The 23,767-nt window shown below is 69.2% G+C and carries 19 protein-coding genes; 6 read left to right on the forward strand and 13 right to left on the reverse strand.

Annotated elements, in window-relative coordinates; genetic code table 11:
- Positions 1-84 precede the first annotated feature (84 nt).
- Positions 85-645: a DUF317 domain-containing protein gene (locus OG982_RS26840; RefSeq protein ID WP_323139300.1), complete on the forward strand. Its 561-nt coding sequence runs from the start codon at positions 85-87 to the stop codon at positions 643-645.
- Positions 646-1,028: 383 nt separating this feature from the next.
- Here the strand turns inward: OG982_RS26840 and OG982_RS26845 are convergent, their stop codons facing one another.
- The 9 genes from OG982_RS26845 to OG982_RS26885 all read right to left on the reverse strand — a co-directional run bounded on the left by OG982_RS26845 (position 1,029) and on the right by OG982_RS26885 (position 8,635).
- The gene (locus OG982_RS26845) at positions 1,029-1,703 is read right to left on the reverse strand and encodes a hypothetical protein (RefSeq protein WP_266949431.1); all 675 of its coding nucleotides are present in this window, start codon (positions 1,701-1,703) and stop codon (positions 1,029-1,031) included.
- 95 nt (positions 1,704-1,798) lie between these two features.
- A complete protein-coding gene (locus tag OG982_RS26850; RefSeq protein WP_266949433.1) occupies positions 1,799-2,230 on the reverse strand; it encodes a hypothetical protein in 432 nt (143 codons plus the stop codon).
- A 101-nt stretch (positions 2,231-2,331) separates the two neighbouring features.
- Positions 2,332-4,044, reverse strand: a complete 1,713-nt coding sequence (locus OG982_RS26855) for a mobilization protein (protein WP_266949435.1) — start codon at positions 4,042-4,044, stop codon at positions 2,332-2,334.
- Positions 4,045-4,059: 15 nt separating this feature from the next.
- Positions 4,060-4,587 (reverse strand): MobC family plasmid mobilization relaxosome protein, encoded by a 528-nt coding sequence (locus OG982_RS26860; RefSeq protein ID WP_266949436.1) that lies wholly within the window; start codon positions 4,585-4,587, stop codon positions 4,060-4,062.
- Between the two features lie 248 nt (positions 4,588-4,835).
- Entirely contained in the window at positions 4,836-5,027 is a 192-nt protein-coding gene (locus OG982_RS26865) for a hypothetical protein (protein WP_266578827.1), read from the reverse strand.
- Positions 5,024-5,908, reverse strand: coding sequence for a DUF2637 domain-containing protein (locus OG982_RS26870; protein ID WP_266949437.1), 885 nt, complete (start codon positions 5,906-5,908; stop codon positions 5,024-5,026). The genes OG982_RS26865 and OG982_RS26870 overlap by 4 nt, the downstream gene beginning before the upstream one ends.
- Before the next feature lie 91 nt (positions 5,909-5,999).
- Positions 6,000-6,632, reverse strand: a complete 633-nt coding sequence (locus tag OG982_RS26875) for a WhiB family transcriptional regulator (protein ID WP_266949438.1) — start codon at positions 6,630-6,632, stop codon at positions 6,000-6,002.
- A gap of 111 nt (positions 6,633-6,743) precedes the next feature.
- The gene (locus OG982_RS26880) at positions 6,744-7,448 is read right to left on the reverse strand and encodes an ATP-binding protein (RefSeq protein ID WP_266949984.1); all 705 of its coding nucleotides are present in this window, start codon (positions 7,446-7,448) and stop codon (positions 6,744-6,746) included.
- A 47-nt stretch (positions 7,449-7,495) separates the two neighbouring features.
- Positions 7,496-8,635: a hypothetical protein gene (locus OG982_RS26885; RefSeq protein WP_266949440.1), complete on the reverse strand. Its 1,140-nt coding sequence runs from the start codon at positions 8,633-8,635 to the stop codon at positions 7,496-7,498.
- 1,037 nt (positions 8,636-9,672) lie between these two features.
- On the opposite strand from OG982_RS26885, the gene OG982_RS26890 reads away from it, so the two are divergent.
- Together OG982_RS26890 and OG982_RS26895 are read left to right on the forward strand one after the other, a co-directional pair.
- Complete coding sequence (locus OG982_RS26890; protein WP_266949442.1) at positions 9,673-11,022, forward strand: helix-turn-helix transcriptional regulator; 1,350 nt, start codon at positions 9,673-9,675, stop codon at positions 11,020-11,022.
- A 227-nt stretch (positions 11,023-11,249) separates the two neighbouring features.
- A complete protein-coding gene (locus OG982_RS26895; protein ID WP_266949444.1) occupies positions 11,250-11,675 on the forward strand; it encodes a thioesterase family protein in 426 nt (141 codons plus the stop codon).
- A gap of 74 nt (positions 11,676-11,749) precedes the next feature.
- Here the strand turns inward: OG982_RS26895 and OG982_RS26900 are convergent, their stop codons facing one another.
- From OG982_RS26900 to OG982_RS26910, 3 genes are all read right to left on the reverse strand, one after another.
- Complete coding sequence (locus OG982_RS26900; RefSeq protein ID WP_266949446.1) at positions 11,750-12,304, reverse strand: AAA family ATPase; 555 nt, start codon at positions 12,302-12,304, stop codon at positions 11,750-11,752.
- Positions 12,305-12,408: 104 nt separating this feature from the next.
- A complete protein-coding gene (locus tag OG982_RS26905) occupies positions 12,409-12,639 on the reverse strand; it encodes a class I SAM-dependent methyltransferase (RefSeq protein WP_266949448.1) in 231 nt (76 codons plus the stop codon).
- Between the two features lie 52 nt (positions 12,640-12,691).
- Entirely contained in the window at positions 12,692-16,819 is a 4,128-nt protein-coding gene (locus OG982_RS26910) for a tetratricopeptide repeat protein (protein ID WP_266949449.1), read from the reverse strand.
- A 156-nt stretch (positions 16,820-16,975) separates the two neighbouring features.
- Here OG982_RS26910 and OG982_RS26915 point away from each other — a divergent pair, with 156 nt between their 5' ends.
- The 3 genes from OG982_RS26915 to OG982_RS26925 all read left to right on the forward strand — a co-directional run bounded on the left by OG982_RS26915 (position 16,976) and on the right by OG982_RS26925 (position 20,015).
- Positions 16,976-17,395, forward strand: coding sequence for a hypothetical protein (locus OG982_RS26915; protein ID WP_266949451.1), 420 nt, complete (start codon positions 16,976-16,978; stop codon positions 17,393-17,395).
- Positions 17,396-17,414: 19 nt separating this feature from the next.
- The gene (locus OG982_RS26920; protein ID WP_266949452.1) at positions 17,415-18,383 is read left to right on the forward strand and encodes a hypothetical protein; all 969 of its coding nucleotides are present in this window, start codon (positions 17,415-17,417) and stop codon (positions 18,381-18,383) included.
- Positions 18,384-18,743: 360 nt separating this feature from the next.
- The gene (locus tag OG982_RS26925) at positions 18,744-20,015 is read left to right on the forward strand and encodes an IS256 family transposase (protein ID WP_266949454.1); all 1,272 of its coding nucleotides are present in this window, start codon (positions 18,744-18,746) and stop codon (positions 20,013-20,015) included.
- Between the two features lie 206 nt (positions 20,016-20,221).
- Here the strand turns inward: OG982_RS26925 and OG982_RS26930 are convergent, their stop codons facing one another.
- Positions 20,222-23,551, reverse strand: coding sequence for a tetratricopeptide repeat protein (locus tag OG982_RS26930; RefSeq protein WP_266949455.1), 3,330 nt, complete (start codon positions 23,549-23,551; stop codon positions 20,222-20,224).
- Between the last annotated feature and the right edge of the window lie 216 nt (positions 23,552-23,767).

Below are 23,767 nucleotides of genomic sequence, written 5' to 3' on the forward strand. Positions count from 1 at the left end.
GTCCGAGGTCGGCGTGAGCCCGACGAATCGGACGACGCCCGGCAGGTTCTCCGCAGCACCGTCCTGTACGTCGCTCCGGATGCGCTGAGCTGGGCGCAGTGGGTGCTGGCCGACGAACCCATCCTCCTGGGTGATCAGCCGGTGGCATGGACGGTCTCTGCCCGCGCCACCCCCGCCAGCCTTCCCCAGTGGAATGCGTACTTCTCCGCCGGCAATCCGCCCGAGGCTGTCACCGACTTCCTGCTCGCCCTGGAGGATCACCCGGATCCCGCCCACGGCTACGCCGGACCGCAGACGGTTCTCGACGCGCTGGCCGACAACGGCTGGATCCGCGACATCGACACCCCCACCGCCATGTCCGACCCGCGGCTGGCCGCCACCATGGCCTTGACCGCTTTGCCGGACGAGGGCATTCAGGACGGCGACCCGCTCGCCCTCGATCCCGAGGCGGAAGCGGCGGGATGGCAGGCATGGTGCGAACCGAGGATGGGCGGCGGGCTCCTGTGGGCCGCCATGTTCTCCGCCAGCACGCCACACGATCTCGTTGCGGCCTTCGCCGCCTCTCTGGCCTCACCCGCACCGGTGCTGCGCCACACCTTGCCGGAGAGCAGCGAGGGCCAGCTCACTGTGCAACCGACTGTCTGATACGCCGACGGCCGGACCCCCTTGGGTCCGGCCGTCGGCCTTTTGCGTCGCATTACAGTCATTGATCGATGTGCGCCTCAGGAGGTGGTCGCGATACCTGCCGACGACCGACACCCCGCCCGGCCTCAGCGTTTGTGCGCGAGTCGGGCGGGGCGCCAAGCGAAGGCGGTCGCCTTTGGCCACCGGTCAGAGGCCGTGGCCCGTGGTACCTCCGGGCGGCTGGCCGCCGGGCTTGTGCCAGTGCACAGCCGGGAGACCCCCGTCTGCGGCCAGGTTCTCCGTGAGATGCGCAGCACGGGCACGGATGCCGGAACGGTGCACCGCCTGGGCGTTGGCTGTGCCGAGCAGGGACTGCCTCTCGGTGAACGCCGCCGCGGGGCGGCTCAGCGGGCTGTTGCCTTGGCCAGGGCGGTCTGCCCGTGGACGGCGACTTCCGCTGGGCTGCCGGAGATGACCAGCAGCACGGCTCCGTCGCGAATCACGGTCTGCTGGACGACGGTGCGCCGCCCGCCGGCGATGACGGTGAGGACCTGCCCCCACTGCTCGTCACCGAGACGGGGCACCGGCACCGTCTGGGTGCGGACCTCCGCCACGGTGGTGGCGGTGACCAGTTGGTACGACGGGCAGGCACCCATCGCGGTCATGATCCGCCCGACCCCCGCGGAAAGGTCCTTGGGCGGCGCGGAGTACAGCTCCTCGGTCAGTTGGGTGCCGCCGGGGCCAGTGAGGACCCGCTTCCCATGGTTCGGGAACATCGCGTACGGGTTGTCCGCGGCGCTGCCCAGCTGCTCCAGCTGCGGGCAGCCCTCGACGGATGCCTCGGGCGAAGCCGTGGATGCGGCGGGGCGGGCGGCGTAGCCGGGGCCGAGGTCGTCGGCGGTGAGCAGCCGGTCCGCCAGCCGCTCCGACGGCAGTACTTCGTGGTTGCCGGCGATGGGCATGGAGGTCTCCGCCCGAGGCGCTGCGGACGCCGTGTCGGAGGGCGGGGCGGAACAGCTGGTCAGCGCCCAGAGGGCGAGGCAGGTGCTGGTGAGGACTGTGGAATGGCGCAGGCGCATGCGGGTTCCCTGGGTCGGATGCGGGTGTGCTGACCGTGGCCGCCTCCTAGGAGCGGCAGGGAAGGAACACAGGGGTCCAGGGGCGCGGTACCCGATCAGTGGCCGATGGAGCGCAGGCCCTCCTCGAGCGTGCCGAACTTGCCGTTGCTCGGTCCGCTGTTGCGGTTGTACCAGGCCACGTCCAGCCGCGGCTCCAGAGTCTCGTGGCCGTCGCGGCAGCGCAGCCAGATCCGCCCCTCGGTGCACAGGACGACCCAGTCCCGGTACGCCTCGCACTGTGGGCAGGCACGGACATCGCCTTCGATGACCAGGGGGCGCGGCCATGGCATGAGTCGGCCCGCCAGGTCGTCATCGGTGTCCATGCGGAAGTCCGGCGGCAGGAAGTCGTCCACCACCGGGGCGGCCGGAGCGGGGGCGGGCGTCTGCTGCACCGGGTCGGGCCACTGCGGCTCCGGGTGCGCCAGCCACGGGACACCCGCCGGCCCCAGCTCCGTACGATCCTGCTTGGCCTTCCTGCGACCGAACACTCGGGCTCCCCTCCCAGTCGGCTCCCCGCACACGGCGGTGGGTCAAGAAGCGTGCCCCATGGGCCCCACCTGCGGCAACTCACAAACTCCTGAAAGCCTGGTCACTTCCGGCGGCGCTGCGTGCCCTTCGATGCCGGGCTCTCGGCCTTCGGTCCGGCGGGGCCCGACGAGGCGGCGGCGCCGTCGGGCAAGGGCATCGTCTGTGCGTCGGCCGGCAGGTCCGCAACGCGGCGCAGCCGCCACACCAGCACGTCGGACACCGACTCGGCGCTCCCCAGCTCCCGTCGGGCGGCGGCGTCGGCCAGCAGGGTGGTGGCGTCGTATCCGGCTGCCTCGGCATCGGCCAGGGTCGCCGCCAGCGCCGACCATCCGGCTTCGGCCAGGACCCGCTCCGCCAGCTCCGCCGGCAGCGCTTCCCGGACCCGGAGGACCTGGCGGCGCAGCACAGGAAGAGCCAGCGATCGGCCCCGTACGGCCAGCACGCCCATGGGCTGCGCGGCGGCGGCTCGGTAGGCGGTCCGCAGGTGCTCTGCTGCCAGGTGGGCGGCGGCGGCCTGCTGCGCGTGTGCCTTCTTCGCATGCCAGTGCCCGGCCACGATCACAAGGAAGAACACGGCGTCGATCACCATCGCAGTCGTCGCCCCGTCCTCCCCGCGCCCCAGGGCGGGACCGCTGTAGACGAGATCGCGAGCGGCCTGCCGCAGCGCCCGGTCGTGCCCACGCTCGGCTCGTACGTGAGAACGGGATGCCCGCTCGAACACGAAGGCGGCATCACGCAGCTCACGGCGGGTGTGGGCGGCACTCGTCTTCGCGAGGGCGTCGAGGATCTCGCCGGCCGCAGCGATGTACGCGGCCGTCGCCGCGTCGTCCGCCCCGGCCATGACGAGGATCGCCTGCCACACCGCCGCGCTCGCCCGACGCCGGGCCTGCGCCGGCCCCGACGCGGCCACCGGCTCGACGATCGGTTCATCCTGCCTGCGGCCGGACCAGCGCTCGCGGATTCGGGGCAGGGACAGATCTGCGGCGAGCTTCGAGCCCGGGTAGAAGATCGGTTCCCCGTCCTTGTTGAGGTCCCCCGGCAGGGCGACCGTGTAGCCCAGAAGGTCTCCGGAGGGTGCAACGCGCTTGCGGACCAGCACCCCGGAGGCGCCCAGCCGCTCGAAGAACTCCTCCTCGCTGGCAACGCCGGCTGCTGCACGTCGTACGGTCTCCCGCAGTTCCTCCCGGGGCGTGCGCTCGCGGCCCATGCGATCGGCCTTGTGGCGTTCGGCGCTGGTGGGCCGCTGGGCGGCGGTGCCGTCACCCGGATTGAGCTGGCGCAGGCCCAGTTCCTTCTCCAGGAGCCGGGCTTCGGCCTGGACGCGGACGGCGTCGAAGTCGAGGTCGGGCCGGTAGCCGTCCTCGCGGACCAGGGTGGCCAGGATGTGGATGTGATCGTCGGCATGCCGGATGGCGACCCAGCGGCAACCGGAGCCCTGCTCGGGGACGTCGATGCCGGCGGCGGCGACCATCCGGCGGGCGATGTCGCCCCACTCCTGGTCGGACAGCGTCCGGTCGGTGGGCGCGTTGCGTACCGACAGGTGCCACACATGCTTCGTCGGCCGCTCGTTCTCGTGGAGGTTGGCCAGGGGCTGGTCGAGGAGTTCCTGGAGCTGCTTGTAGGTGACTGCGGGGTCGCGGCCGGGGTCGGGGGCGGCGTGGTCCCAGGAGGCCACCAGGTGCGGGTCAATGTGTTCCTCGGCCTTGCCGGGCCCGTACAGGTAGTACAGAAGGCCGATGGTGCGCGTCCCGCGCTTGTGGATCTTGGGGACCATGACGGGTGGGGGTTCCTAGCGGTGTTCGATGAGCTGGTCGGTGGCGGTCTGGACTCGGCTGATCGCCCGCTGCACGGCGATCAGCACGGCATGGAGCTGGACGTCCGCAGGCTGGCCGCCGGAGTTGACCGCCCGGGCCAGCTGGTTGAGGTTGTTGCCGACGTGGCCGAGGTGCCGGCGGGCGGCGAAGAGCTCCGCGACCACTTCTCGTTCACCGGCGATGGCGGCGGCGGCACGGTCTGGGTCGCGGGCGGCGGCAAGCCCGCTGCGGGCGAGGAACGCGGGCAGGCTCGTACGGGATGCAGCTGCTGCGGTGGCAAGGCGGTTCTTCTCGTCGTCGTTGAGACGGACACTGCAGACATGCGAGCGCTTGTTGGCGGCGGTCTTCGGCGAGCGCTTGCGCGAAGCGTTCTTCGTGGCGCGGCGCTTGCGGCGCGGCGCGGGCTTCGCCTCCGGCTGCGATCCGCCCTCGGTCGCTGCCTTGTGGACCGGTGCCCCCTGGCTCCGGTCCGCTCCCGCCACCCCTGGGGCGGGATAGGCCAAGACGCGCTTCCCCGACGGGGAAGAGTGTCTTGGCCGATAACTTGCTCCTTCTGGGAGCGAGTTGGCGTCGGGAGAAGGGTCGTCACGGGCCCAGGATTCAGCCGACTTGACGGTCCTGTTCGACGCCGGTTCGGGCTGGTTTTCAGCGGACTGCATGGGTGCATTGGCTCCTTCCAGGAGGCCAGGTGGTGGGGGAACGGGACGGCGGCCCGGGTGCTGGTCCGGGCCGCCGTAGGGACAGGGTTCGGTCACCGGCACAGGGGGCAGCGTTCGAAGTGCCTGGCCAGGGCCCTGGCCATGTTCTGCTTCACGCCCCAGGCGTGCCGGGTGCTCGCCTTCGCTGCGGTGCTGCCCTCGTGACGGGCGGCATGGCCGCGCAGGAAGGCGATGTCGCGCTCGTAACCGGCCTTCATGTCGGCGAATCGGGTGCAGGTCTTCATCGGTGGGTGGCTCCTTCGTGGGATTTGGGGGAGGCGGTCGCAGAGCGAAGCGCGGTCAGGACGGGACCGATGTGCTCGTTGCCGAGGGGGATGCCACGGGCGCGCATGATGCTCCGCAGCTGGGTTCGGGTGATCTGCTCGTTCCCGTCCGCGGCCAGGGCAGCGGGGACGTCCGGGAGGACCAGCTCGACAACCTCTTCCTCGGACAGGCGGCGCGGTCCGGTCCGGCGCTCGGACCGTCCGCCGTGGACCTTCGCCCGGACCGTCCGGGGACGTGCCGGCCCGGTCCGAGTCCGCCTCGGTCCGGGTTTGGGGCTGGGCCGGTCCGGTCCGGCGGGGGCGTCGGTCCGGGTTTCGTCGTGGGCCGGGTTCGGTCCGGTCCGGGATTCCGTCGTGTCCGGCGGTGCGGTGGTCCGGCTCGGACCGGAGCCGGTCCGGGTTTCGGTCGCGCCGTTCCGGAGGGGCCGGGCGATGCGCTGGTGGATCTGCCGCATCAGGACTCCGAAGGCGAGCATGGCGCCCGTCGGCGGGACGGCGGCGACCACGTAGTCCAGGACCGGGACCGGACTGCCGGTTGTGCCGCTGACGCCGGCGACGTTCAGCGCGATTGATCCGGCCGACCCTGCGGCCGTCAGCCCGATTGCCCACCAGTCCGTCACCCGGCGCAGACCCGCTCGCAGCATCAGCAGCTCGCCGGCGACGATGAACATGTCCAGCGTGGCGGGCCAAGCCCACTGCCGGATGGGCGAGCGGTCCAGGCCGTGCCTCCCAGCGACTTCGGCGAGGTGGGCGTAGGAGAGCCAGAATCCGGCGCCAGTCAGGACGATGATCACCGTCCCGGCAGCGATCAGGGCGTATCGGTCGGCGGTCTCCTCGGTCAAGGGCTCCCTTTCTCCGGGCTTGTTGTGGGGCGTGGTGTGTGGCCGCCGGCGGCGCGCATGGTCGACCGGTCGGGAGGTGGCGCCGGGCAGGTCATGCCGCCTTCCGCAGAGCGTCGTTGAGCTCGCGTGTCTCGGCCTGGCGCGGTACCTGGCAGAACGTTTCCTCGGGTGCACTTCCGTCGTCGCTGCCGGCGGGGCTGGCCTGGCTGTCCGCGGCGGGGACCTTCCAGTACCGGTCGCGGTCTGCCACTGCGTGCGCAGCCCGGCGCAGGAGGTCGCGGGCGTGGTCGAAATCGACCCCGAGGACGTAGGCCAGCCGTGAGGTGCTCCAGCCGCGTACGTGTGCGGCGCGGGTGACGGCTTCGCGCTCGGCGGCGGAAAGGTGGACGTCCCGGCCCATGAGGGCGGCGCGGACCCGCTGGTAGTCGAGTCGCTTGGCGACCTTGGCCCGCCAGGGCTTGCGTTCCGCCTCGGTCAGTCCGCCCCACAGGCCCCAGCGGATGTCGTTGTCCATGGCGTGGGTGAAGCAGTCCTGCCGCACGGGGCAGGCGCCGCACAGGGTCTTGGCCTCGGCGATGTCGGCGTGGGCCCGCGGCGCGGGGAAGAACATCCGGTCCGCTTCGGCAGTGTCCAGGTCGTGGCAGTTCCCTCGGTCGTGCCACGAGATGTCGGCGATGCCACGCAGGTCGGGCACGGGCTGGGTGTTGGTGGTGATTTCGCGCATGGGATGGGTCTCCAGGGCATGCCGGATAGCGGCGAGCGGGTGCGGCACTCGGCGGTGGGTGCCGGCTGACCGGCTCGCTGGCCGGCGGTGGAAGGTGGTGGGCGCAGGTGGTCAGGCGGCGCGGAAGCGGCGGTCGGGGCCGTCAAGGTGGACCGGGGTACACATGCCGGACAGGCGGGAGATCACTCGGTCGCCGACCTTGTCCCGAAGCACCGGCTGACCGGTCGCCATCCCAGGGGTACGCACCGGCGGCAGGTTCGAAGTGACGATCGTCGGCAGCTGGTTCTGCGCACGCCAGTTCAGCAGCCGGAACGTGATCTCCTCGTTCCACTCGGACGCCTTCGCGGCCCCGAGGTCGTCCAGGAGCAGCAGCGGTATCCGCACGATCCGCCGCAGCAGGTACTCCGGATCGCCACCGCCCCGGGCCCGCATCTCGCCGTACAGGTCGGCGGCGGTCGTGGCGTGCCAGCGCACCCCGCACCCGGAGGCGGTCAAGGCGCGGATTGCGGCGTACGCCTGGTGCGTCTTGCCGGCGCCTGTGGAGCCCCACAGCAGCAGGCTGCGGCCGTGGGTGATCTCTCGCTGCCCGGCAGCCCCGAAGTGCGGGTTCAGCGGGCTCGCCGCGTGGCCGACGGCGCTGTCGGCGACGGCGCGGACCCACTCGGCTACGGCGGGGTGCTCGACGCGGGCTTCGCGGTAATCGCGCGGGATTCGCAGCTCGGCGGCCTCAAGCGCGGGGATCGCTTCCGGGGTGTCCGCGATGGGGGCGGTCGGGTCGATGCCGCGCTCGGCGAGCTTGCGCCGCATCCAGGCCATTGAGGCGTTGTCCGCTGTGGTCTGAGGGTCGGCGAGGCTGGTGCGGTTCACAGGGCGACTCCGAAGATTCCGGCGGGCTCGGTGGGGTTGAGGTACGGCGTGTAGGCGGGGGAGGCGCTGGCCCAGGGCCCCGCGCCGGAGGCGGAGGACGGGCTCGAGCTCGACGACGGCGCTGGCCCGGAGTTGAGGAGCTCGTTGACCAGGCTCGGCAGGACGCTGGGGTTCAGCCCCTTGGCGCGCAGCCGCTCCAGCGCCGGCCTCAGGACGTCGGGGCCGTAGCCCTCGTCCAGCAGTGTGCGGATCTCCTTGCCCAGGTGCCCGAGGACCTTCTTCGGCGGACGCCCTCCGGGGCAGCCGCGCAGGTACTCGGCCATCAAGACCTTCGCCGACCACTCGCTCGCGTCGGCTGCTTCCAGCACCGTTTCCGGGGAGGAGCCGAGTGCGGGCGCCTCGCGCCCCCTACGGGAAGATCCAGGATCCAAGATCCTAGATCCAGACCGTGAGTCCTCAGTGAAAGTGGCGCCCGTCACGTCGTCTGCCCGGGCCGTACCGGCCTGACCTGCGGATTCCCTCGCGGGGGTTGCCGGAGGCGGGCAGGGGGGCGATGTGGCCTCGATCTCATCCGCCTGGGCGAGAGTGGCGTGCGTCACGGTGGGGGTGGAAGCGGGTGAATCGGACGGAACGGTTCGCGTGAGTGCTCCGTGAGCGTTCGCGGAATCGCCTCCGCCGACGGTGCCGGCGGGCGCCCCGTGGACTTCGGCGGGCGCCTGTCGGGGGCTGGCCGCCGCATGGGTCTGGGTGTGGCACTGGGCACGGTCGCACTCGCCGCACGCCTTCGCCGCCTCGTGGGCCGGGCAGCGGGGCAGCCGCGAGTCCGAAGCGCGGTTGATCTTCTGGTGCCGGTCCCAGGTCACGATGTGCAGCCAGGACTTGCCGTCGCAGCCGGTGTACCGGCACACGAGGCCGACCTCGGCCAGCTGCTCAAGGTCGCGGGCGACGTGAGCGGGGGTGTGCTCCGGGCGCAGCGCCCACAGCCGTCCCGCGATGATGGCCGCGTGGTCCCGGAACCGGCCGGAGTCGTCCGCCTGGGTCAGCAGCCCGAAGAACGTGAGCACCGCGGTGACATCGACGGCGGCAAGGTCCTCGGATTCGAACGCCTCGGGCTTGATGGTACGAATGCGTGCCATCAGGCGTCACCCCCGCGCCAGAGGCCCGAAATGGGCGGGTGGGCGGCATCCGCTGCACAGTCCGCAGCGGCGGCCCGAGGGTCCGGCCTTTCGCGCAGGGGCGTGCCCATGCAAAACTCTCCCTGAGTGATGCCGCAGCTGGTGTGCCCCGTAGGAAGGGCCAGCGCGGTGATGATGGGTCTCTCCGGCCGTTGCCTCGGCTGGAGATATGACTCTTCGCGTCCGGCGCCCGGGAGTTGCCTTCTCCCGGGCGCCGACTGCGTTTACGGACTAGCCGCTTGGTGCGACCTGCATGCGTTCTTTCGCCGGTCACCGGGTTGCCTCCCGGTGGGGGACGACGAACATACGCAGACGCCCGGACAAGATCCAGACCTGGCTCTACAGAGCGTGAAAAGTTGCATGGGCCAAGCATTTCGCCGATGCGCCAGGGCGTGCAGATGTGAGTCGTCGTGCGGCAGTGCCACCCATGTGCACTTCAGGCACGCCAAGAAAGATCTTCAAAAGGGCCCCCACGTTCATGAACCGGCAGGCTGTCGCTCTGTACCGGCTGGTCAGGTCTGGATTTAAGCCCGCAGGCAAAGCCTTCGTCAACGGCACCTCAAGGGCGAATCCACGCGCGTAGATGATTGTGTGGGATGCGTGGAGGCCGCGTGGAGGATTCAGGTAACGTCCTGTATTTGTAAGGGGGTTGGATGGCAGGAATCGACTTGCTGGGAGTGGTCGTCGTCGGCATGAATGATCATTCGCCCCCTTGCAACAAAAATCGGCAAGGATTTGCCGCTTTCCTGATCATGGAAAACCGCAAGTGAGGGAATGCCCGGATTCGTCATGGATGGCGGCTGGGCGCCGGCGGCCGTGGTTGCGTGTTTAACCAACTGCCCTGTGGTCGAGGCCACAAATTACTGGTCGGTTCTACTTAGGCGTATCGTCTTTGTGGGAGACACCAGGCCGGGGGGCCAGCATTCATGCTGCCCCCGTTTTTTCATGCCCTCAGGCAGGTGCCTTCCGTGTAGAACGCGGAGACAAGGAAGAGCCTCATGGTTGCTCAGGGGATAGTCCCCTTCGGCGATGACCACGCCGAGAACAAGGGCTCACACGGCGGAGAAATCGCCGGTCAGTTCATGGGGTTCGGCGGCTGGCTGAAGAGATGGCGCCAGGCGGCGGGGATCACCCAGGCCCCAGTGGCCAAGGCCCTCGGCATGGGGGTCCGGACGTACCGCAACGTGGAGAAGGGGGCCGTCCCGCCCCGGTTCACCAAGCCCCAGTGCGAGGCGCTCGCGGATCTGCTGGGACTCGACAAGAGCGAGCGCCACGCCCTGCTGCTCTACAACATCGGCACGACGCTCGACGGTGACCCGCAGATCGACGCCAGTGCGGAACTGCGCCGGGCACTTCGCCTGCTGATCGACAGGCAGATGCCCTCGCCTACGTACCTCACCGACCGTAACTGGAACATCCTCGCCTACAACGCGGCGATGGCCGAGTGGTGGCCGTGGGTCATGGAGCCGCGCGCCAACCTCATGCGCTGGGCACTGACGAACCCGGAGGCCCGCACCCAGTACCACGGTTGGGAAATGCACGCTGCGGCCTACGTCCGCTTGTTGAAGTTCGCCCAGGCCACCCACAAGGACAACGCCGAGCTCGTCGACCTGATCGCCGAGGTTCGCCGGAACCCGGACGTGGAGCGGATCTGGCGCACCGAAGCCGACCTGGAAGCCGACAGGGACGGTCATGTCTTTCGGATGATCATCCCCGCCCTGGGCTGGGAGACCATCGAAGTCGTCTCCCACGTCCTGTACCCGGCGTCGATGCCCCACTGCCGGTTCGTAGTGATCACCTGGGTCGAGGCCGAGTCCTCCGACGACGAGACCGACGCCCTTGGTGGCAAGCGCAACGCCTGGGCCCATGCCGAGGCTGGCGCGCCCTCGACTCCGCAGCCCCCCGCCCAGGCCGAAGCCGATGCCGCCCGCCGCCGTGCGGCCCGTGCACTCACCGCCCGCCTCGTCGTCCCTAGCGCCGACGAAGCCGCAGCACTCGCCGGCCCCGAGGGCGTCCCGCTCCCAGCACTCAGCGCGCTGGCCGGGCCAAAGTGCAGACTCACCCTGTCGCCCGAAAACCACTCCGTGGTGTGGGCTATCCAGGAAGTCCCGGGAGAGTGGGGCATCACGCAGCTGGGGGCCGGAGCCGTCGTTGACCGCATCCACCAGCCGATCGTCGACCCCCAGGCCCGAGCGGAGCTGAAGCTGCTCCTGCGCGCCTCGCTTCCAGACTCCGACCACGCGGCCATCAGCCGGCTCCATGGGCAACTGCCCCAGGTTGACCTCCGGGCTGCCCTCCTTCGCGAGATCTTCAACGACCTCCAAGAGGGCGAGCGCCCGGCCCACTAACTGGTGTGGCAGGCCCATTGGCCACGAAAAGCAACTTAATGTCACGACTGGCGCCGTCTCCGTGTGGGGCCCGGGGCTGGGGCGTGGCCGTTCGGGCGGCAGAGAACGTCCTGACGGCTGATCCCCGCAGTCCCTGGTCCTTTGACGACGGAGGGTGCGCCAGTCCGTCCTCGGATCAGCCGGGCGCCTCGAAGGCACGGCAGATCCCACAGCCCTCAGGAGTCACTGTGTCCCGACACATCTACGACTGCCCCGTTCGCTGGTCGGACCTCGACGCGAACGGACACCTCAACAGCTCCCGTTACGGCGTCCTCCTGGAAGAGACTCGTATGCGCATGTTCAGCATGCTGGTCCCCAAGGACCCCGCCGAGCGCCTGGCCCGCAACTTCCTCCTGCGCGAGCAGACCATCCGCTACCAGCACCCGCTTGAGACCTGGGAGACCCCGGTCCGCATCGAAGCCTGGGTGGCCGACGTCAAGCGCGTCTCGCTCACCTTCCACTTCGAGGTCAAGGACGACGAGCATGTCTACGCCACGGCGACCTCCGTCGTGGCCGGCTACGACTCCATCCGGGGTGGTATCCGCCGCTTCGAGCAGGACGAACTCGACGTCTTCAACAGCTATGCCGACACCACCCAGGCCACCAGCGACTGAACCGCTGCGGCCCGGCCGTCGAAGTCGGACCAGGGGCGTGGACACAGCCGCGTGCGTGCCCTCCGCTTTGGAGGTCAGCGCGCTCGGATGAAGGCTCCGATCTCCGCTGTCCCAGGCCGGTAGCCGTCGGACGTGTCCACGAGCAGGGTAGGCGCGTCGAGGGAGATGTCGACGAACCCTTCGGGGCTGTAGGCGCCGACGGCGATGTCGGCAAGGAGCTGACGGTCGCCATGGGCGGCGCGATGCTTGTCCGAGTCAGCGCGTTCGGTCATGCGCTCGATGATGGTCGGTGTTGGAGTGGTGCAGCGGATGATCCGGAGGTCGGCGATCTTCGTTAGGGGTTCGAGGCCGGGGCGCCAGAGCCGGTCCTGGTAGGCGGCCTCGGTGACGACGGTGACGCCGGCCTCGAGGAGCACGCTTAGGGTGTCGAAGAAGGCTTGCATGGCCGGGATGTTGAGGGGGTCGTCCCGTCCAGGCTGATAGGCCGCGCTGCTCATGACCATGCCCTGCTTGATCTCGTCACGGATGATCGCGGGGCAGCCGAGTTCGTGGGCGAGGTTGTGCGCGAGGGTGGTCTTTCCGGTGGCGGGTGGACCGCTGACCACCACGAGGGTCGGCGGTGTTGGCATTCGCTGAGCTCCCGAGGGGTGAGCTGGTACGTCGGCGCCCGGTCAGGCGATGGACCGGGCCGGGGTTTTGACGAGCTGGAAGGCGATGAATCCGGGCTGTCGGCTCAGTTTCTCGAACGCGGCCGGGTGCTGGTGGAGACGATGATTCGGCCGTCAGGGTGCAGCACCCGGGCGAGTTCGGCCAGGGCGCGGACGCAGTCCTCGACGTAGCGGAGGACGAGCGCGAGCAGGACGATGTCGAATGTAGGGTCCGCGAATCCGTGAGCACTGGCTCCTGCGGAAACGTCGAAATCCGGGCGAGGTGCGCACTGCCGGTGTCGGTGGATGGTGCGCATTCGGGGCTGCTGGCTGACGCTGTCGGTGAGCCCAGGGGCGGGGGCGTGAGTATCAGGCGCCCGCGTGTAGGTGAGCGGCCCACAGGGACGGCGTGAGGGGCAACTGGTCCCGCAGGCTGCGGATGGTGGCGTGCAGGGCGTGCGCGGCCCGGACTGTGTCCACGTTCTTTTCGCTGTCGGTGAGGCGTGTGTAGAAGGCGTCGGCGATGTCGGCGGAGTGTTTGTCGTTGATCTCCCAGAGGGTGCCGATGACGTGGGGGAATCCGGCGAGCTGGAATGCTGCGGTCAGATGGATGGACTCGTCCAGCAGCTGCGGGTTCCGGGTGAGGGCGGTGGAGCAGGCTGACAGGTATGCCAGGCGGGCGTAGTCGAGGTTGACCGGGGTGAGGCTGGCGACGGTGAGTGGATCCTGCTGCCAGTCGTGCAGGAGCAGCCGGCTTTGGGAGGGGTCGGTGGGGTGGCTTTCACCGTGGCAGGCGAAGTGGGCGATCGTGATCTCGGCTAGGTGAGTGAACACCGCTGCCTTTGTTGGGGTGTGATCTCCCGCCCCGGTGGTGCCGGTGTCGGTGTCGGGTTCGGTGAGCAGGATCGGCTGGGGCAGCCGGGCCTGTAGCAGGGCGGCTTCGTGAGTCACGGCCGGCAATCGGCCTTGACGTTCCAGGCCGGGGGTGGAGGGCATTGCGACGATGAGTGTCTGAGCTCGCTTGGGTGGCAGTGCGGTGTGCTGGCGGGCATAGCGGAGGGCTCCGATGGTGGGGGTGTAGGAGGAGACGACCCGGTCCAGCACCGTCCGGGCCTGGTGGCCCGGGTCGTCGCGCGGGGTGTGGTGGCCGGCGGCATGCAGGGGCAGCAGGCTGAGCAGACCACCGGACGCCCACCACAGCCGCGGCCATTCCTGCCCGTCGGCAGGAGGTCCGGTGTAGCCGAGTGCATCCAGGACCGGGCCGACGGCCGTATCCCACAGCCACGCCAGAATCTCGCGCACCCGCTGCTGAGCGCCAGCCCGGTCGGCGTCGGGATCAGAATCGCTGCTGTCGGCCAGGGCTTGATGGAAGGCCTCGATGCGGTCGATGACCACCGCGGGTGTCAGATCAGGAAGGGCCACGATGGTGACGCCCTGCTCGGTGAGGAGCAGGGCATCGCTGCGGTGGTCGTTGACATTGAACGTCACCACCGGCCCCTGCCCGGCCTGTCCCCGCAAGTCATCGACCGTCGGCGGGAGCGCGAAGGAGGCGAACCCCTTCAGCCCGCGAATCTGCTCCAGCACCAGGTCCAGCTCGGCCGCCACCCGCCGCCGGTCCCGTGCCTCCATAGCCTGTTCAGGACCCGACCCAGTATCGGCTGTGGCGAACCAGACGGAGCTGGACGGTGGCTGGTCGAGCAGATCGCGGAGCTCGGTGAACCGTTCTGCCAGATCCGGATGCAGCGCACGCAGGTCAGTGAGATCGCCCCGGGTCGCCATCACCTGTGCCAGCAGGAGCACCCGACCCGACTCCAGCAAACCCAAAGCCCGGCCCGCCCGCTCATCCACCGGAGCGGACAGGTCTGCCAGCACCAACGCCGCCGCATCCCCGGCCAGCCCAGCCAACCCGCCCAGCAACTCCTGCTGATCCGGCCGGTCCAGGCCCCGCGGTGCCACCTCCGGCAGCAACCGCACCGCACCCTCCAACAACCCGGCTGCACGGCCCGGATCCGACGAAGCCAACAAACCACCCGCTGCACGCCCCGCCGAGACACGCACCGACGGCGCAGCCGAGCCCACCTCCGTAGCCATCACCAGCGCCCGCACAGCCGCGTCGAGGTCGGTCACGGCACCGGACCGTTTGAACCGGACCGCCAGCGCGTTCCCCAAGTTGTTGAGGTGCATGGCGCGGTCTGGGTGGTCAGTGGGGGTGGCCTCCACCGCCTCCCGGCCGGCCTGGATGGCGGCGTCCAGATCAGCCACGGCACCCAACTGTTCAAACCGGACGATTAGCGCGATCCCCAAGTTGTTGAGGTACATGGCGCGCTTGTGGTGGCCGACGGGGGCGGCCTCCACCGCCTCCCGGCCGGCGTCGATGGCCGCGTCCAGATCAGCCACAGCACCCAACATTCCGGATCGGGCCCCCAGCACGGTTCCCAGGTTGCTGAGGTACCCGGCGCGATTGTGGTGGCCGGCGGGGGTGGCCTCCACCGCCTCCCGGAAGGCGTCGATCGCCGCGTCCAGATCAGCCACAGCACCCAACCGTCCGAACCGGACCGCCAGCGCGTTCCCCAGGTTGCTGAGGTGCATGGCGCGGTTGGGGTGGTCAGTGGGGGTGGCCTCCACCGCCTTCCGGCCGGCGTCGATGGCCGCGTCCATATCAGCCACGGCACCCAACCGTTTGAACCGGGCCACCAGCGCACCTCCCAAGTTGGTGAGGTACGCGGCGCGGTTGGGGTGGCCGACAGGGGTGGCCTCCAGCGCCTCCCGGCCAGCATTGATCGCCGTGTCGAGGTCGGTCACGGTACCCAACCGTTCGAACCGGGCTCTGAGGGCGAGCACCAAGTTGCTGAGGTAGTCGGCGCGGTCTGGGTGGCAGGCGGGGGTGGCCTCCACCGCCTCCCGGCCGGACTTGACGGCTGCGTCCAGATCAGCCACGACACCGGACCCTTCGAACCGGATCCTCAGGGCGATCCCCAGGTTGCTGAGGTAGTCGGCGCGGTCTGGGTGGCCGGCGGGGGTGGCCTCCACCGCCTCCCGGAAGGCGTCGGTAGACGCGTTCAGATCAACCACGACACCGGACCGTTTGTACCGGGCCACCAGCGCGTTCCCCAGGTTGCTGAGGTACCCGGCGCGGTCTGGGTGGCCGGCGGGGGTGGCCTCCACCGCCTCCCGGGAGACGTCGACGGCCGCGTCGAGGTCGGTCACGGCACCGGACCTTTCGAACCGGAACCGCAGGGCGCTCCCCAGCTTGCTAAGGTTCATGGCGCGGTCTGGGTGGCCGGCGGGGGTGGCCTCCACCGCCTCCCGAGAGACGTCGACGGCCGCGTCCAGATCAGCCACCGCACCCAACCTTTCGAACCGAGCCCTGAGCGCGTTCCCCAGGTTGCTGAGGTACCCGGCGCGGTTTGGGTGGCCGGCGGGGGTGGCCTCCACCGCCTCCCGGGAGACGTCGACGGCCGCGTCGAGGTCGGTCACGGCACCGGACCTTTCGAACCGGGCCCCCAGCGCGTTCCCGAGGTTGCTGAGGGCCGTGGCGCGGTTGGGGTGGCCGGCGGGCGCGGCCTCCACCGCCTCCCGGCCGGCCTTGATGGCCGCGTCCAGATCAGCCACCACACCCGACCCTTCGAAATAGGCCCCCAGCGCGTTCCCCAGGTTGCTGAGGTACCCGGCGCGGTCTGGGTGATCGGTGGGGGTGGCCTCCACCGCCTCCCGGAAGGCGTCGATGGCCGCGTCCAGATCAGCCACCGCACCCAACCGTCTGAACCGGGCCCCCAGCGCGTTCCCGAGGTTGCTGAGGGCCGTGGCGCGGTTGGGGTGGCCGGCGGGCGCGGCCTCCACCGCCTCCCGGCCGGCCTTGATGGCCGCGTCCAGATCAGCCACCACACCCAACCGTTCGAACCGAGCCCTCAGCACGAGCACCAAGTTGATGAGACGCCCAGCGCGTTTGGGGTGGTCGGTGGGGGTGGCCTCCACCGCCTTCCGGCCGGCGTCGATGGCCGCGTCCAGATCGGCCACTGCACCCAACCGTTCGAACCGAGCCCTGAGCGCGAGCCCCAAGTTGTTGAGGTACACGGCGCAGCCGGGGTGGTCGGCCGGGGTGTAGATCAGGATGTGCTGCCACACACGAATGGTGGCGTCGACAACTGCGGGTTCGGGTGAGTCGACTACCCGTCTATGCATTGCGATGGCAGTGGCGACGGCGGCGTCGGCGAGCGAAGGGAGTAGCGGTTCGGGCAGCGCATCATCGGAAATGTCATGGACGAAGCAAAAGGTGAACATAGTCAGTGCGGTGTTCAAGTCCTCTTGGTCCCGGCCTTCGGGCGACGCCCGGTAGCGTTGCCAGTGCAGCCAGCCCAGGGAACACCGGCCTTCCACGTCCTGGTCGTCGAGGAGCCGGGTGAGGCGTTGGGCCTCGACCAGTGCGGCCGGGTCCAGCAACAGTGACAGGTCTTGCGCATCCTCGGCTTGGAGCAGGCGTGCCTGCACGGCTGCCATAAGTTCCTCACGCTCAGCCACCCATCCCCCAATCAGTGTGTGCCCTCATCGCGATGAGGGCAGTTTCCAGCGTCGCGGGCACAGGACATCCACTATGTCCGTAATATCACCAATGACTGCAGGCTCCCAGTTACCGAAGACCAAAAGGGGACAACGATGGGCGCAGCCACCGACCCGCCCGACGACCACATCGGCCCGGCGTTGGCCTACGTATGCCAGCGGCTGGACTACCTGGACGGCCTCCTAAGCCCCGCCCAGGGCACCGGGGGCGACTCACCCGAGCTACGCTCCCTCACGGACGCCGTTACCGCTGCCCAGCGACCCGGCCTGAGTGAACTCCGGGGCCTGCTGCAAGCACTCCACCAAGCAGTCCAGGCCGCAGGCGACCCGCTGGGCGTGTGGCAAGCACCCGCACAGCGGAGCCTTCATCTGCCGGGCATCTCCGGCGACACTCCGTTCGAGGCGATCTATCTGTGTCCGCTCGGCCGGTGTGCGGGACGCCGTCCCGACCGGGCCACCGTGTTCCCGCTGATTTGCACGCTCACCGGCCGGGAGCTGGAACGGACGATCCTGTGATTGCATCGGAGACGGCCAGGTGAGCGGGTTTTGGTCCGGACTCGCCGGCAAACTCGCCGAACGCTGGCTCACCCTGCTTGTCCTGCCCGGCGCCTTCTATCTCGCCACCGCCGCCACCGCCCACGCCCTGGGCTGGGCGCACGCCCTGGACCTGCCCCAACTCATCGACTCGATCACCACCTTGTCGAAGAACCCCATTGCGACCAACGTCGGCGGACAGATCGTCCTGCTCGCCGCCATCCTCACGGCTGCCGCTGCGGTCGGCATGGCCGCCCAAGCCCTCGCCTCCGTGGTGGAACGCGTCACTCTCGCTGCCGACTGGCGGACCTGGCCACGCCCCCTACGCCGAGTCGCCGAGCAGCAGACCAACCGACGCCGCAAGGCGTGGACCGCAGCTCACGCGACCTACCACCAGCTCCTCGCCGCCGCGGAAGCAGCCCGCGCCGCCGACGGCACCCAACTCCCCGACAACCACGATGAGCTCACGGTCGCCACAGACAAGCGGCACGCCGCCGACCGGCAACGGACCCACATCGGGCTGGAGGAACCCGACCGGCCCACCTGGAGCGGCGACCGGCTCCATGCCGTCGCCGTGCGCGTGCACCGCGACTTGCACCTCAACCTGCCGATCGTGTGGCCATACCTCTGGACGGTCCTGCCCGAAAACGCACGCACCGACCTGACAACCGCTCGCACGGCCCTCACCAAAGCCACGACCCTCACTGCCTGGGCCCTCCTCTACCTCCCCCTCACCCTCGTGTGGTGGCCCGCCCTCCCTCTCTCCGCAGGAATTGCCCTCACCGGCTGGCGGAAGACTCGCACTAGCACCGACACCTACGCCCAACTCCTCGAAGCCACCATCCAGCTCCACCTCACCACCCTCGCCACCCAACTCGGCATCCCCCACACCGCGGGCCCCAACCCTGCCCTCGGTGACACCCTCACCTACCACCTCCGCACACAACCTCCCGCACCAAGCCCTTGCTGACATCCATCATCAGTAGACCCTCATGCCACCGACCAGGACTCCTGGGCCTGGCACCCCGGTCCGTCCAAAATCAAGGGCCGCCCGCTTCGCCAGCCACACCACCGCCGATGCACGAAGACAAGCCGTCGCTGGCTCTGGATATCGCCACAGAACGCCCCAAAAGACCACAAGAGATCGCTAACAGACGTTCGCAGACCACAGCTAGTGCGCATCGAAACGCGGATTTGCGCGCTCACTGCGCATCATCCGCCGACAGTGCGCATCAAGAGAGCGTGTCTGAAAGATCGTGTAAGTCCGTGATGTGACAGCCTGGCCCGGGGCTCGGCCTCGGGCCCTTGGGCCGGGCGGATCGGACGAGTCATGGCGGACAAAGACGAAGCGGCCGCGTCCGTGGCCGGCGACAAGACGGTCGATGAGGTCGTCCAGCGGTTGCTGGACAAGGCTGATGCCTCCGGGGCGGCCCTGCTGGGTGAGGGCGGGCTGCTGACGGAGGTCACCAAGGCTGTTCTGGAGCGTGCTCTGGAAGCCGAGATGAGTGAACATCTCGGCTACGAGCGTGGAGATTCCGCAGGTCACGGGTCGGGGAACTCGCGCAACGGGACGTCATCCAAGACGGTCCTGACCGATGCCGGCGCGGTCACTTTGGCGGTGCCCAGGGACCGCAACGGCGAGTTCGAACCGCGGCTGGTCCCGAAGAACGCCCGCCGGCTGGCGGGGTTCAATGACCGGATCCTCTCGCTCTACGCCCGCGGGATGAGCGTGCGGGACATCCGCTCCCACCTCGCGCAGATCTACGGGGTCGAGGTCAGTCCCGATCTGATCAGCAAGGTCACCGATGCCGTGATCGACGAGCTCGTGACCTGGCAGAACCGGCCCCTGGATGCGGTCTGGCCGATCATCTACATCGACGCTTTGTGGGTGAAGATCCGGTCCGGTTCAGTGACCTCGAAGCCCGTCTATCTGGCCGTCGGCGTGGACATGGACGGTCGCAAGGACGTCCTCGGTCTGTGGGTCGGAGCCGAGGGCGAAGGCGCCACCACCTGGATGGCAGTCCTGTCGGAGCTGCGGAACCGGGGCATCGAGGACGTCTGCATCGTCGTCTGCGACGGGTTGAAGGGCCTGCCCGACGCGGTCACCGCGACCTGGCCCAAGGCCACCGTCCAAACGTGCGTGATCCACCTGACCAGAGCCTCGCTCAGGCTGTCGTCTGTGCGGGACCACCCGAAACTGGTGCCGTCCCTGAAGGCCATCTACACGGCCCCCACCGAGCAGGCCGCCGAACAGGCCCTTGACGTGTTTGAGGCCTCTGAGCTGGGCGAACGCTACCCGGCGATCGTGCGGACCTGGCGGTCGGCCTGGCCGGAGTTCACACCTTACCTGGCGTTTCCGCCGGCCATAAGGACGGTGGTCTACTCCACGAACATGGTCGAGTCCATGAACGCCCGCCTCCGCAAAGCCACCCGCAACCGCGGCCACTTCCCCTCGGAGCAGGCCGCGTTGAAGGTTCTCTACCTCGCGGTCCGCGAACAGATCAACCCCAAAGCGCGCGACGCGAACCACGTCGCCGCACACTGGAAAGAGGCACTGAACCAGTTCTCACTCTTCTTCGAGGACCGGCTCAGCATCCAATGAAATCAGCCGACTTACACAAGATCGCTGACACGCCCCATCAAGACGCGGACCCTACACCGCTGTAGGATCCGCGAATCCGTGAGCACTGGTTCCTGCGGAAGCGTCGGAATCCGGGCGAGGTGCGCACTGCCCGTGTCGGTGGATGGTGCGCATTCGGGGCTGCTGACTGACGGTGTCGGTGAGCCCAGGAGGCGGGGGCGTTGGTATCAGGCGCCAGCGTGTAGGTGAGCGGCCCACAGGGATGGAGTAAGGGGCAGCTGGTCGCGCAGGCTGCGGATGGTGGCGTGCAGGGCGTGCGCGGCCCGGCCTGTGTCCACGTTCTTTTCGCTGTCGGTGAGGCGTGCATAGAAGGCGTCGGTGATGTCGGCGGAGTATTCGTCGTTGATCTCCCAGAGGGTGCCGATGACGTGGGGGAAGCCGGCGAGCTGGAATGCTGCGGTCAGATGGATGGACTCGTCCAGCAGCTGCGGGCTCTGCGCGAGGGCAGTGGAGCAGGCCGACAGGTAGGCCAGGCTGGCGTAGTCGAGGTTGACCGGGGTGAGGCTGGCGACGGTGAGCGGATCCTGCTGCCAGTCGTGCAGGAGCAGCAGGCTTTGGGAGGGGTCGGTCGGGTGGCTGGCACCGTGGCAGGCGAAGTGGGCGATCGTGCTCTTGGCTAGGTGGGTGAACACCGCTGCCTTCGTTGGAATTGGATCCCTCGCCCCGGTGGCATCGGTATCGGATTCGGTGAGCAGGATCGGCCGGGGCAGCCGGGCCTGCAGCAGGGCAGCTTCGCGAGCCACGGCCGACAGTCCGCCTTGCCCTTCCAAGCCGGGGGTGGACGGCATGGCGACGATGAGTGCCTGAGCTCGCTCGGACGGGGGTGCGGTGTGTTGGCGGGCATAGCGGAGGGCGCCAATGGTGGGGGTGTAGGAGGACACGACCCGGTCCAGGACCGTCCGGGTCCGGTGGCCCGGGTCGTCGCGCGGGGTGTGGTGGCCGGCGGCGTGCAGGGGCAGCAGGCTGAGCAGACCGCCGGACGCCCACCACACCCGTGGCCACTCCTGCCCGTCGGCAGGAGGCCCGGTGTAGCCGAGTGCATCTAGGACCGGGCCGACGGCCGTGTCCCACAGCCAGGCCAGGATCTCGCGCACCCGCTGCTGAGCTGCGGCCCGGTCGGCGTCGGGATCAGGATCGCTGCTGTCGGCCAGGGCTTGGTGGAAGGCCTCGATCCGGTCGATGACCACCGCAGGTGTCATGCCAGGAAGGGCCACGATGGTGACGCCCTGCTCGGTGAGGAGCAGGGCATCGCTGTGGTAGTGATTGACATTGAACGTCACCACCGGCCCCTGCCCAGCCTGCCCGCGCAAGTCCTCGACCGTCGGCGGGAGGGCGAAAGAGGCGAACCCCTCCAGGTTGCGGATCTGCTCCAGCACTACGCCCAGCTCAGCCGCGACCGTTCGCCGGTCCCGTGCCTCCATAGCGTGTTCAGGAGCCGACCCGGCGTCAGCCCTGGCGAACCAGCCGGAGCTGGATGGTGGATGGTCGAGCAGATGGCGGAACTCTGTGAACCGTTCTGCCAGATCCGGATGCAGCGCACGCAGGTCAGTGAGATCACCCCGGGTCGCCATCACCTGTGCCAGCAGGAGCACCCGACCCGACTCCAGCAACCCCAACGCCCGGCCCGCCCGCTCATCCACCGGAGCGGACACGTCGGCCAGCACCAACGCCGCCGCATCCCCGGCCAGCCCAGCCAACTCGCCCAGCAACTCCTGCTGATCCGACCGGTCCAGGCCCCGCGGTGCCACCTCCGGCAGCAACCGCACGGCATCCTCCAACAACCCAGCGGCACGCAGCGGATCCGACGAAGCCAACAAGCCACCCGCTGCACGCCCCGCCCGGACGCGCACCGACGGCGCAGCCGAACCCACCTCCATAGCCATCACCAGCGCCTTCACAGCCGCGTCGAGGTCGGTCACGGCACCAGACCGTTCGAACCTGGTCCGCAGGGCGTTCCCCAGGTTCCTGAGGTATACGGCGCGGTCTGGGTGGTCGGTGGGGGTGGCCTCGACCGCCTCCCGGCCGACCCTGACGGCCTCGTCCAGATCCGCCACGACACCCAACCGGCCGAACCGGGCCTGTAGCGCGCCTCCCAGATTGCTGAGACGCCCAGCGCGATCTGGGTGGTCAGTGGGGGTGGCCTCAACCACCCGCTGGCCGACCGCAACGGCCTCGTCCAGATCCGCCGCGGCACCCAACCGGCCGAACCGGAACCGCAGGGTGTTCCCCAGTTCGCTGAGGTACGCGGCGCGGCCGGGGTGATCAGTGGGGATGGCTTCGACCGCCTCCCTGCCGAGCGCGACGGCCGCATCCAGATCTGCCGCAACACCCAACAGCCCGGACCGGCCCAACGCGCCCCCCAGGTTGCTGAGGTACATGGCGCGGTCTGGGTGGCCGGTTGGGGTGGCCTCGACCGCCTCCCGGCCGACCCTGACGGCCTCGTCCAGATCCGCCACGGCACCCAACCGGTCAAACCGGGCCCCCAACGCGTTGCCCAGGTTGTTGAGGTACGCGCCGCGGTCTGGGTGGTCGGTTGGGGTGGCCTCGACCGCCTCCCGGCTGACCCTGACGGCCTCGTCCAGATCCGCCGCAGCACCCAACCGGTCAAACCGGGCCCCCAACGCGCTCCCCAGGTTGCTGAGGTACATGGCGCGGTCTGGGTGGCCTGCAGGGGAATCCTTAACCGCCTCCCGGCCGACCCTGACGGCCTCGTCCAGATCCGCCGCAGCACCCAACCACTCGAACCGGATCCCCAACACACTCACCAGGTTACTGAGGTACATGGCGCGGTTGGGGTGGCCGGTTGGGGTGGCCTCGACCGCCTCCCGGCCGACCCTGACGGCCTCGTCCAGATCCGCCACGGCACCCAACCACTCGAACCGGATCCGCAGGGCGATCCCCAGGTTACTGAGGCACATGGCGCGGTTGGGGTGGCCGGTTGGGGTGGCCTCGACCGCCTCCCGGCCGACCCTGACGGCCTCGTCCAGATCCGCCGCAGCACCCAACCACTCGAACCGGGCCCCCAACGCGCTCCCCAAGTTGCTGAGAAAGGTGGCGCGGTCGGGATGGTCAGCTGGGGTGTGGACCAGGATGTGTTGCCACAGGCGGGTGGTGGCGTTGATAGCTGCGGGTTCGGGTGAGTCAAGTACCCGTTGATGCATTGCGACGGCAGTGGCCACGGCGGCGTCGGCGAGCAAGGGGAGCAGCGGTTCGGGCAGCACCTCATCGGAAATGTCATGGACGAAACAAGATGTGAACATAGCCAGCGCCGCGTTCAAGTCCTCTTGGTTCACACCTTCGGGCAGCGTTCGGTAACGGTTCCAGTGCAGCCAGCCCAGAAGATGCCGGCCTTCCACGTCCTGGTCGTCGAGGAGTCGAGCGAGGTGTTCGGCTTCGATCAGTGCGGCAGGGTCCAGCAGCAGCGACAGATCTTGTGCACCCTGGGCGTGGAGCAGGCGTGCCTGCACGGCTGCCAGGAGTTCCTCGCGCTCAGCCACCCGTCTGCCCAATCAGTGTGTGCCCTCATTACCGCGAGGCCAGTTCCAATCGCGGCGAAAAACGTGCTTTTTGTCCGTAATATCACAGACTATCCGTCGACTCCTCGGCAGTGTCCGGCGGCCCTCACCATGGACCAGCTCGACCCCGACAGCGAAGACCACAAAACGGGACAGCGATGAATGCAGCCAGCGACCCACCCGACGGCCAGATCGGCC

Origin of the sequence: Streptomyces sp. NBC_01551 (assembly GCF_026339935.1) — a bacterium.
In the GTDB taxonomy this organism is placed as follows: Bacteria; Actinomycetota; Actinomycetes; order Streptomycetales; family Streptomycetaceae; genus Streptomyces.